This is a genomic window from Verminephrobacter aporrectodeae subsp. tuberculatae At4 (genome assembly GCF_000193225.1).
In the GTDB taxonomy this organism is placed as follows: Bacteria; Pseudomonadota; Gammaproteobacteria; order Burkholderiales; family Burkholderiaceae_C; genus Acidovorax; species Acidovorax aporrectodeae.
In genome coordinates, this window is sequence record NZ_AFAL01000712.1 from 1 (window position 1) to 6,575 (window position 6,575).

General features: G+C 64.2%; 9 protein-coding genes. 5 read left to right on the top strand and 4 right to left on the bottom strand.

Annotated features, from left to right (window positions below; all coding sequences use genetic code 11):
- From VTU_RS28940 to VTU_RS33990, 4 genes are all read right to left on the bottom strand, one after another.
- Positions 1-976 (bottom strand): Ig-like domain-containing protein (locus VTU_RS28940; RefSeq protein ID WP_010108011.1); only part of this gene is annotated, 976 nt, incomplete at its 3' end.
- A 330-nt stretch (positions 977-1,306) separates the two neighbouring features.
- Complete coding sequence (locus VTU_RS33985; RefSeq protein ID WP_029554605.1) at positions 1,307-1,756, bottom strand: choice-of-anchor U domain-containing protein; 450 nt, start codon at positions 1,754-1,756, stop codon at positions 1,307-1,309.
- Positions 1,753-3,378 carry a SwmB domain-containing protein gene (locus VTU_RS0120310; RefSeq protein WP_029554606.1) on the bottom strand — a complete coding sequence of 542 codons (1,626 nt, stop codon included), beginning with the start codon at positions 3,376-3,378 and terminating at the stop codon, positions 1,753-1,755. The genes VTU_RS33985 and VTU_RS0120310 overlap by 4 nt, the downstream gene beginning before the upstream one ends.
- A 430-nt stretch (positions 3,379-3,808) precedes the next feature.
- On the bottom strand, positions 3,809-3,949 hold the full coding sequence (locus VTU_RS33990; protein ID WP_169315429.1) for a hypothetical protein: 141 nt from the start codon (positions 3,947-3,949) through the stop codon (positions 3,809-3,811).
- Between the two features lie 118 nt (positions 3,950-4,067).
- Between VTU_RS33990 and VTU_RS0120325 the strand changes: the two genes are divergently transcribed.
- The 5 genes from VTU_RS0120325 (at position 4,068) to VTU_RS33995 (ending at position 6,236) form a co-directional block, all read left to right on the top strand.
- On the top strand, positions 4,068-4,286 hold the full coding sequence (locus tag VTU_RS0120325) for a DUF8778 family protein (protein ID WP_201766167.1): 219 nt from the start codon (positions 4,068-4,070) through the stop codon (positions 4,284-4,286).
- The gene (locus VTU_RS0120330; RefSeq protein WP_010108018.1) at positions 4,273-4,599 is read left to right on the top strand and encodes a type II toxin-antitoxin system PemK/MazF family toxin; all 327 of its coding nucleotides are present in this window, start codon (positions 4,273-4,275) and stop codon (positions 4,597-4,599) included. The genes VTU_RS0120325 and VTU_RS0120330 overlap by 14 nt, the downstream gene beginning before the upstream one ends.
- Before the next feature lie 179 nt (positions 4,600-4,778).
- Positions 4,779-5,135, top strand: coding sequence for an antitoxin VbhA family protein (locus tag VTU_RS0120340; protein ID WP_236610814.1), 357 nt, complete (start codon positions 4,779-4,781; stop codon positions 5,133-5,135).
- Positions 5,110-6,087, top strand: a complete 978-nt coding sequence (locus tag VTU_RS0120345; RefSeq protein WP_010108020.1) for a Fic family protein — start codon at positions 5,110-5,112, stop codon at positions 6,085-6,087. Before VTU_RS0120340 ends, VTU_RS0120345 begins: the two co-directional genes overlap by 26 nt.
- Entirely contained in the window at positions 6,084-6,236 is a 153-nt protein-coding gene (locus tag VTU_RS33995; protein ID WP_169315430.1) for a hypothetical protein, read from the top strand. The genes VTU_RS0120345 and VTU_RS33995 overlap by 4 nt, the downstream gene beginning before the upstream one ends.
- The last annotated feature ends 339 nt before the right edge of the window (positions 6,237-6,575 follow it).

Consider the following 6,575-nt stretch of genomic DNA (forward strand, 5'->3'; position numbering starts at 1 on the left):
GCGCGATGGGCGTCTCCAGTGCCTGGGGCGTCTGGGCGGGCGCGGCCTTTTGCTCCAGGCTGGTGATGCGGGTGTTGCTGCCCAAGGGGAGCTTGCCGTCCTGGCTGTCGGCGACCAGGGTCACCGAGGTGCCGGAACCGCTGCTGGTCTTGGCGCTGAAGGAGGCGACTGCGGCCTGTGCGCTGTCCTGGGTGCCGTCGCCGTTGCCGTCGCCGGTGGAGCCCCTGGGGCCGATGGCCTGATCTTCCTGCGCGTCGGGCACGCCGTCGTTGTCCGCATTGAGCACGTCGGGTTTGGGTTCGGGCGTGCGGTTGTCCACGACCTGGTTGTGCAAGTCCGCCGCGTCGTTGCCCGCCTCGTCCTGTATCTCGCCGGTCGCCGGCTTGGTGTAGCTGAGCGTGAGCGCCTCGTCGCTGGTCACGGCGCGGCTCAGCGTCAGCGTGACGGTCTTGCCCGTGACGGCAACGCTGCTCACGCTGATGGCTGCAGCGCTGGAACTGCTTAGCGCAAAGGCCGATGCGGATGCGGTGTGGCTGGCGTCCAGCATGTTTGCATCGGTGTAGCTGAGCACCAACTGGTTGTCGTTGACCGTGGCGCTGTGGAGCAGCGGAGCCACGGTATCCCGGGTGTCCACGGAGTAGTTGGCGCTGGTGGCTTCACCCTCGCCGGGGTTGCCAGCGTTGTCGGTCACCCCGGCGAGGTCTACGTTGAGGACATTCGACGGGGCGTTGATGTTGGTCGTGGGCGTGAAGGTGGCCGTCCAGATCGTGTGCTCGGCGTTGGCCGTGAGCCGGCTCAGCGTGCCGTTGGTGCACGAGATGTCTCCGGTGTCAAAGCCGTTGACGGGTTCGCTGAAGGTGAAGGTGACGGTGGTGGTCTCGCCCGCGGTGAGCGCGCTGTCGGCGATCGTGATGGTGGCGTCGAGCTCCCTGTTGGGCTCTCGGGGCGTGGTGTCGGATGGGGTGGTATCGGCCATGGTGTCTCCGTGCTGGGCGTGCGTGGGACGGGGTGGGCCAATTCGTTATACACAGGTCTTTCTCAACGGATGTCTCCGGAAGTGAAGTGTCGTAAGTACCGCGCGCATGGCAAGCAACATCTGTAAGTTGGGGCCGCGTTGCATTGCAGCCCTCTGGCGGCGCGCGCCAGGCGGCCGGCTCCGACGTGCCGGGCCGGCAATGCGGCCCGGACCCTGGGCGGCGTGCGCAGTCCCCGGGGAAGGCCGTGAATGGTTTCTTGAATGGTCTGAACCCCTGCCAATTTGGCGGGGCTCAGCGCGGGGCGGACCCGACTCGGGGGATGGCTTGCCTCAGAGCCAGAACCCGTCCTGCGCCCCGTTCGGCGCCTGGCCCACGATGGACAGCGGCATCTGCGCTGCGGCGCCGGACGCGGTGATGCTGCCGTTGGCCTCGCCGTCGGCGTCGAACGGGCCGCCGTCGGTGATCGAGAAGTCGAGCCGCAGCCGCCCGCCTTCGTTCACCATCTTGCCGCCATAAGGGCTGCTCGCCAGGTTCACCCAGGTGGTGCCGCCGTGGTCTTGCAGCCAGTAGCCGTTGGCGCCGATTTTCGGGTCCACGTACAGGCTGAAGGTCTCGGTGCTGCCGGTGGTCTCCAGCGTGGCCTGGAAACTGGTCAGCGCGATGGGTGTCTCCAGCGCCTGGGGTGTCTCGGCGGGTGCCGTCTTTTGCTCCAGGCTGGTGATGCGGGCGTGGCTGCCGGAGGTGACCTTGCCGCCCTGGCTGTCTGCGACCAGGGTCACCGAGGTGCCGGGACTGCCGCTGATCTTGGCGCTGAAGGAGGCGACTGCGGCCTGCGCGCTGTCCGCAATGCCGTCGTCGTTGCCGTCGCCGCGGGCGGAGCCCCTGGGGCCGATGGCCTGCCTTTCCTGTGTGTCGGACACGCCGTCGCTGTCCGCATTGAGTGCGACGGGGTTTGGTTTGGCTGCGCGGGGTCTGGTTTGGGTGTGGGCGCTAACGCGGGTGTGGGCTCGGGCGTGAGGTTCTCCACGTCCTGCTTGCCGAAGCTTGGCGCGTCGTTGCTGGCCGCGTCCTGTATTACGTTGTCGCCCGCCGGCTTGGTGTAGCTGAGCGTGAGCACCTCGTCGCTGGCCACGGCGCGGCTCAGCGTGAGCGTGACGGTCTTGCCCGTGACGGCAACGCTGCGCACGCGGATGGCCACGTCATCGCTGGAACTGCTGAGCGCAAACGCCGACGCGGGCGCGGTGTGGTGGGCGTCGAGCTTGTTTTCATCGGCGTAGATGAGCTCCAACTGGTCGCCGTTGACCGTGACGTCGCCAAGCTCCGGGGGCACGGTCTCCGGTATGGGCGTGTCGTTGCTCACGGCCTCGTTGCTGAGGTTTGCCGCGTCGTTGCCGGTAGCGTCCTGCACCACGTCGTTGCCCCCGGGCTTGGTGTAGCTGACGGTCAGCCGCTCCGTGTGGGTCACGGCGCGGCCCAGTGTCAGTGTGACGGTGTTGGCTGTTGCGTTCACCACGATGCCGGTGACGGGGATGGCCGCGCCCTCGGCGCTGTTCACCGCAAAGCCCGCGCTGCCCGTGCGCGCTGCCCCTTCCAGGTTGTTTGCCTCGGTGTAGGTCAGCACCAACTGGTTGCCGTTGACCGTGGCGCTACGGAACACCGGCGGCGTGGTGTCTGCTTCCGCGGACGTGTTGTTGGCCACGGCCTGGTCGATCAAGTTCGCGGCTTCGTTGCCGGTAGCGTCCTGCACCCCAGGGCCGGTCGTCGGCTTGGTGTAGCTGACGGTCACCCTCTGACCGTGTAGCACGGGGGCTTTCAGCGTCAGCGTGACGGTCTTGGCCGTTGCATTCACCACGGCGCTGAAGACTCCGTAGGCAATGGGGGCGGTGCCGTCCGCGCCGTGGCCGCTTACCGCAAAGCCTGCATTGCCCGTGAGCGCGGCCGCGTCCAGGCTGGTGGCTTCGGTGTACGTGAGCACCAATTGGTTGCCGTTGACCGTGGCGCTGCTGAGCAGCGGGGGCGTGGTGTCGGGTGTCGTATTCACCTCCGTGGCTGCAAAGTCGGGCAGGCGGTTGCCGATTGCGTCCTGTATGCCGCTGGTGTCGCTGGGTGTGCCGTCGGTGTAGGCGACGGTCGCGGTCTGGCCAACTGTCACGGCGGTGGTCAGCGTGAGCGTGATGGTCTTGGCCGCCCCGTCCACGGCGACTGCGGTGACGGCATTCGGGGTGCCAGCGACGAGCACCGCAAAGTCCCCGGGGGCCGGTTTGCGGGCCGGGTCCGCGTGCAGGTTGCTCGCGTCGCTAAAGCGGAGCACCAACTGGTTGCCGCTGGCCGTGGGGCGCGTGGCGCCGGTGGTGATCAGCTGCGGGGCCGTGGTGTCTGGTGTCGTGGTATCGGTCGTCATGGTGTTTCAGGGATGGGTGCGGGGGACGGGGGTTGGGTGCATGGCCCTTGTGAACAGCGGGGGCTCCGGTGGGCAGAGTCTGTTTGCGGGTCTGGTTCCGGAGGCGTTGTGCTCCTGTGGCGGCGCACGCCAAGCGGCGATTTCCGATCTCCAGGCTCCCGAGGGGGTCATTACCCCGCCGGCCCCCGGAGGCACGGCGTTCAAGCCGTGCCAAGCCCCGACCAACGCTTGGGTTGAGACGATGCATGCGAAGGAGGGGTAGCCCGACATGCCGCGCATCATACGTGTTAAGTTGAAATTTTCTATCTGAAAATGTACGTTATGCGTCCATCCATCCATTCGATCGCCGGGCAGCCGCTGGAAACCCCGGCGCTGCGCAAGAGGCAGGCCATGGCCGCAGAGATCGGATCCGACTCGGGGGAGGTTGGCCTCAGGGCCAGAACCCGCTATGCGCCCCGTCCGGTGCCGGACCCACGGTGGACAGTGGCATCTGCGCTGCGGCGCCGGGCGCGGTGATGACGCCGTCCAGCGCTGCCCCGTCCGGGCTATTGGCTTCGGTGTAGCTGAGCACCAACGGGTTGCTGCTGACTCCCGCCCGGGAGGGCAGGGCGGGTCGGATGGGTTCGATCGGCTAGCGTGTTGGGATGTAATACGTATTCAGTGTAGAGGAGGTGGGTATGCGCCGGAAAATGACGATCACGCTTGATGAGGCGGTTTATGAGGGGCTTTACCGGACGGTAGGGCGGCGGAAGATGAGCCAGTTCATTGAGGACTTGCTGAGGCCGCACGTGGTGGATACGTCACTTGATGACGGCTACCGGGCGATGGCTGCCGACATGGTGCGCGAGGCCGAAGCGATGGAATGGTGCAACGCCCTTGCCGGAGATATGGCCGATGCAGCGCGGTGAAGTATGGTGGGTCGAGTTCGACCCGGCAGTTGGCAGCGAAATCCGCAAGACGCGCCCGGCGGTGATCGTGAGCAACGATGCAGCCAATCGAAATCTGGCGCGGGTGGTGGTCGTGCCGCTGACCAGCAACACGGGGCAGCAGTACCCAGGCGAAGCGGTGGTTACTGCTGGCGGCCAAAGTAGCAAGGCGATGGCTGATCAGCTCATGGCTGCCGATAAGTCGCGGCTCAAAAGCCAGATGGGTACGTTATCCAAAGCGGATAGGTTGGCCATCGAGGATGCAATCAAGGTTCACTTGGCGCTACCACGGTAGTTCCGGCGTTCCAGCCAGTGCGTGCGCATCACCTGAATGGGTGTTCTTGGGGAGGGGCATCTTCGAAGGTCGATTTATGCAACAACGCCACACACTGGGTGACCTGTGCAATGTACATACATTAAAATGGAGGCCGGCTTATACGCCAAATTGCCATTTTTTTGAAAGAGGTACACAACATGTCCAAAGAAGTTCAAATGACGTTCCGGATTGAACCGGAATTGCGTGCCGAGTTTTCCAATGCCGCTTTGCTGGAAGACCGCCCGGCCGCCCAGGTGCTGCGCGAACTCATGCGGGCCTATGTGATCGAAGCGCGCGCGCGTGCCAACAGACCGGTTAACGATGCCATTTCCCCGGCCGAAAGCCGGCGCCGCGAACAGGCCGTGAACTTCGCCCGTGCGTCCGTTGGCTTGGAAGGCTTCAAGCCTTCCGCCGAGGCAGAAGCCGGCGCGCGCCAATTCATCAAGGGTGAAATCCAACTCGCCGACCTTTTCGTCAAAGTGAAGCCCGATGCAGAACAAGCCCACAGCCGCTAAAGCGTTGACGGCCGAACTGCGGCAGCAGCTCGAAGCCGATAACACGTTCAGGCGGGTTTTTCAGCTTGAGCTGGAGCCGGTGCGCGGCAACTTCGATGCCGAGCATTTGAAGGAGGTCAACCGACGCATCTTTCAGGACTTGCCGGGCGCTGGCTTTGGTGACGTGACGCCGGGCGAATTCCGCAAGCCGGTGCCCGATGGCGTGGACTGGATGAAGCAGCGCGGCCTATCAACCGTGGGAGGTTCGTTTTACGTCGCTTACTCGCGCATGGGCGATGCCGCCACGGACCGGCTGGACAAGGTGCTTGAATCGGCCAAGCCCGACGCACTGCGCGGGTTGAAGACGTCCGAATTCACGGCACGGTTCGCCAAGATTTATGCAGAGCTGGATTATGTTCACCCGTTTAGCGACGGCAACAGCCGCACGCTTCGCACCTTCACCAAGCAGCTTGCCAAGGAAGCTGGCTATGAAGTCGATTGGGAGCGGTTCGGCCGTAGTGATGTCGGGCGCGATCTTTTGTACATCGCCCGCGACCTCATCGTGAATGGGCTGGCGAAGCCGCACGTCCAGAATGAAAGCGCCATGCGAAAAATCCTGAGCACACAGGACAGACTGGAAGGTAATCGGGCCTTGCCCGATCTACTGCGCGATGCAGTACGGCCAAGCCGTGCTGTGGCCTTCGAGCAGATGACCGAGCGGGAAGCCTTGAAAGAATATCCAGAGCTGAAAGATGCATACGAGACGATGCACACAGCAGCGGCTTATTTTGAATCGAAGATGCCGGGCAAGCCCGAGGCGCAAGAGGCCGGCATTCAGTCGGTCATGGACCACGTTCAGAGCCGCTTGAACGCCGGGGAGACGGCCGATTTCAGCCGTGGCCGAGAGCAGGAAAAGCAGGAACTCCAGACCTCACGGCAACGGCCTGAGCCAGGGCCGGAGCATGATCGATGACGCAGAAAAGAAAAAGCCAGCAGATGGGCGAATCTGCTGGCTTTCATCACCAAACCACTTGCGCATATCCCGGTGACCTGGCGCCGAACGCTATAACTCTTTTATTTTTAAGGAAAATGTCGCTTTTCCAGGTGCTAAAACTGCAATGACTGTTGCGGGTTGCGCATGAAAGTGAATCGGACAGCCTTCACTTTTCGGCCTGCCTTGGCCGCTCCCCACTGGATCAAACGGACGGTCGCATAGGCACCCTTTCTTACCGAAACGCATTGCAATGCATGGCCGCGGGCATGCCGTGGCAGTGAATCAGGCCAGAACCGCGCAGGCGCAAGCGCGGTTCTTTTCCGGATGCATGCCGATTCGGGGGCCGGCCTCAGAGCCAGAACCCGCCATGCGTCCCATCCGGCGCCTGGCCCACGATGGACAGCGGCATCTTCGCTGCGGCGCCGGGCGCGGTGATGCTGCCGTTGGCTTGGCCGTCGGCGTCGAAC